This is a genomic window from Streptomyces sp. NPDC002671 (assembly GCF_053592475.1).
The window spans coordinates 1-3934 of sequence record NZ_JBSFVU010000131.1; the positions used below are offsets into that span (position 1 = coordinate 1).

Consider the following 3934-nt stretch of genomic DNA (forward strand, 5'->3'; position numbering starts at 1 on the left):
TCCGCGGCGACGATCAGCACACCCTGCAGCCCCGCGGGACGGCCTTCGGCGTCGAAGATCTCGCCGATACTGACGTCCAGGTCGAACTTGGCCACGTCGAAGGTCGCAGCCTGTGCCGCCCCGGCTCCTCCGGCGCGCACACCGGGCAGGTCCAGGACGGCATCGGCGTTGTTCTGCACCGCGAGGGCCACTTGGAACAGCGGGTGCAGGGCCAGGGAACGTGTCGGCGCCAGCTCCTCGACCAGACGCTCGAACGGCACGTCCTGGTGAGCGAAGGCGGACAGGCTCTCCTCACGCACCCGCGCCAACAGGGCACGGAACGTCGGGTTCCCCGACAAGTCCGTGCGCACCACCAGCGTGTTCACGAAGAACCCGACCAGGTCATCGAGGGCTTCGTCGGTGCGTCCGGCGTTCACCAATCCGATGGAGATGTCGGTGCCCGCGCCCAGCTTGGACAGGAGCACCGCAAGCGCGGCCTGGAGTGCCATGGCCACTGTCGCGCCCTCGGCACGGGCCACCTCAGCCAGGCGGGCGTGAACCTCTGCCGGGATGTTCAACAGCACGCTGTGCCCCTGGTGGCCGGCTACGGCGGGGCGCGGGTGATCGTAGGGCAGTTGCAGCTCTTCCGGCGCGCCGGCGAGGGTCTCACGCCAATGACCGAGCTGACGGGCCATCATGCTGCCTGGCTCGTTCGCGTCGCCGAGCAGCTCGCGCTGCCATAGCGCGTAGTCCGCGTACTGCACCGGCAACGGCTCCCACTGCGGAGCCCGGCCCGCGCGGCGTGCCGCGTAGGCCGTCGACACGTCCTGTGCCAACGGGCGCGTGGACCAGCCGTCGCTGGCGATGTGGTGGACGGTCACCACAAGGACATGGTCCTCCGGGGCGATCGAGAACAGCCAGGCACGGATCGGCACTTCGGCGGAGAAATCGAAGGCGTACCTTGCGGCGCCGTCGATCGCGTCGGCCAGGTCCGCCTCCGGCACCTCGGTGACGTGCAGCTCCCACTGCAGGTCCTCGGTGTCGAGGATGTGCTGGTAGGGCTCGCCGTCCGCCGTCGCGATGACCGTGCGCAGCACCTCGTGGCGGCCGATCACATCCCGCAGTGCGGCGTTCAGCGCCACACTGTCCACGACACCGGTGAGAGGCACGGTGACGGGGATGTTGTAGGTCGGGCTCGGGCCCTCCAGCTCGCCAATGAACCACAGACGTTGCTGCGCGTACGACAGCGGCACCCGCTCCGGGCGTTCCCGCGCCGTCAGCGCCGTCCTGGCCTGGTCTGCCTTGTCGATGTGGGCGGCAAGGCCCGCCACCGTCGGGGTGTCGAACAGGGCGCGGACCTCCAGTTCGACGCCGAGCGCCACACGGATGCGGCTGACGAGGCGCACGGCAAGCAGCGAGTGACCACCGAGGTCGAAGAAGTCGTCGTCGACACCAACCCGGTCGACGCCGATGACTTCGGCGAATGCGGCGCAGAGGATCTCCTCCCGGGGGTTGGCCGGCGGGCGACCCGTGCCCGCCGTGGTGGCGCCGGCCGGCGCGGGCAGCGCCTTGCGGTCGAGCTTGCCGCTGCCCGTCAGCGGCAGCTCGTCCAGCACGACCACCGCCGACGGCACCATGTGGCCCGGCAGCCGCTGCGCGGCGAACTCCTTGGCTGCACTGGTGAGTTCGGCCGTGTCCGTGCCCGTGCCCATGTCCGCGTCCGCATCCGCATCCGCATCCGCATCCGCATCAACGGGGACGACGTAGGCGACCAGACGCGGGTCGCCTGGGGTGTCCTCGCGGGCGATCACCGCCGCCTGGGCGACCTGCGGGTGCGCTGTCAGCACGGACTGCACCTCACCCGGCTCGATGCGGAATCCGCGGATCTTCACCTGGTCGTCGGAGCGGCCCAGGAACACCACCTGGCCGTCGGCCGTCCACCGTGCGCGGTCGCCCGTGCGGTACATGCGCTCGCCGGGGCCGCCGAATGGGCAGGCCACGAACCGTTCCGCGGTCACATCGGGGCGGCGTACGTAGCCGCGCGCGAGCTGGGCGCCCGCGATGTACAGCTCGCCCACGACTCCCGGTGCGACGGGTCGAAGCGCGGCGTCGAGGACGTAGACACGCGTGTTGGTTGCCGGGGAGCCGACCGGTACCACGCCGTCGGCCACTTCCTCGGCCGTCAAGCGCGTCGTGGTCACACCGATCGTGGTCTCGGTCGGGCCGTAGTGGTTGAACACAGCGGTGCGCTCACCTGCGGCCGACACCAGCTCTCGCACCCAACCGGCAGGAGCCGTCTCACCGCCTAGCACCAACGACTTCTCGGGCAGCAACCGCTCCAGGGGCACCCCGGCACCCAGCGCCGCCAGATGCGAGGGAACCACCTTGAAGTGATCGATGGCATGCTCGGCCAGATACCCGGCCACCGCCTCCGGATCAGTCGCCGCATCCTCACCCAGAACATGCAGCACACCACCTGTGGTGAGACTCGCGAACACCACTGTGTTCCCCAGGTCGGTGACCTGCGCCTGAAGCAGCGCATACCGGTCCCCCGAACCGCCGAACGCCACCCGGCCCGGCACCGACGCCACGTAGTTCGCCACCGCACTGTGCGACACCGCCACACCCTTCGGACGGCCCGTCGTCCCGGAGGTGTAGATGACATATGCAAGCTGCCCCGGCGCCGTGACGATCTGTGGCACCGTGGCCGGTTCCATCGACAGCTGCACATCGACCAGGGGTTCGTCGACCGCAACCGCGCGGACGCGGTCGACGGGCAGTTCGTCGAGGATGTCCTCGGTGCTCAGGAGGAGTATGGCTCCGCTGTCCGCGAGCATGAAGGAGATCCGCTCGGCCGGCTGACCGGCGTCGATGGGCAGATAGGCCGCCCCGGCCTTCCACACGGCCAGGATCACGGTGATCATCTCGACACCGCGCGGCAGGCACAGACCCACGACCGACTCCGCGCCTATGCCCTGGGCGATCAGGTAGTGCGCCAGACGGTTGGCGCGTGCGTCCAGCTCCGCGTACGCCACCTCGGTGCCGTCGGCAACGACCGCCACCGCCTCCGGAGTACGCGCCACCTGCTCCGCGAAACGCGCCGCCACCGTGCCCGAAGGCACCTCCGCTGCGGTGTCGTTCCACTCCGCCAGGACCCGCCGACGCTCGGCCTCCTCCAGCACCACCACATCACTCAGCCGCAGCCGCGGATCGAAGACGACCGCCTCCAGGACACGAGGCAGGGCGGCGGCGATCCGGTCGGCCGCCTCAGCGTCGAACAGGTCGGCGGCCAGGGTGACGGTGCCACGGAATCCAGCGGGCGCGCCCTCGGCGTCGAATGCCTCGGAGATCAGGACGTCCAGGTCGAACTTGGCCGCGCTGACGCCCGACTCGGCTCGGCTGGCCTGGACGTCGCCCAGGTCCAGGACCGCTTCGATGGTGTTCTGCATCGTGAGGACGATCTGGAAGAGGGGGTGGCGCGCCATGGAGCGGACCGGGGCGAGTTCCTCGACCAGCCGGTCGAAAGGCACGTCCTGGTGGGCCCCACCGGCCAGTCCGGCCTCGCGGACACGGGCGAGCACGTCGGTGAAGGCCGGGTTGCCGGAGAGGTCCGCGCGCAGCACGACGGTGTTGACGAAGCATCCGACGAGGTCGTCGAGGGCTTCGTCGGTGCGTCCGGCGTGGGCCGATCCGATGGGGATGTCGGTGCCCGCGCCGAGGCGGGACAGCAGCACCGCGAGGGCGGACTGGAGCACCATGAAGGTGGTGACACCTTCGGCGCGGGCCACCTCCAGGAGTCGTGCATGCACGTCCGCGGGGATCTCCAGCGATGTGGTGTGTCCGCGGTGCGAGGCGACGGCCGGCCGGGGATGGTCGTAGGGCAGTGTCAGCTCTTCGGGGACGTCGGCCAGCGCCGCACGCCAGTAGGCGACCTGCCGGGACATCAGGCTCGTGG

At 70.2% G+C, this 3934-nt stretch carries 1 protein-coding gene; it reads right to left on the reverse strand.

All coding sequences use genetic code 11. The features are described 5' to 3' along the window. On the reverse strand, nt 1–3923 hold a 3923-nt coding region (locus ACWD35_RS45050), incomplete at its 3' end, for an amino acid adenylation domain-containing protein (protein WP_451357109.1). Nucleotides 3924–3934 lie beyond the last annotated feature (11 nt).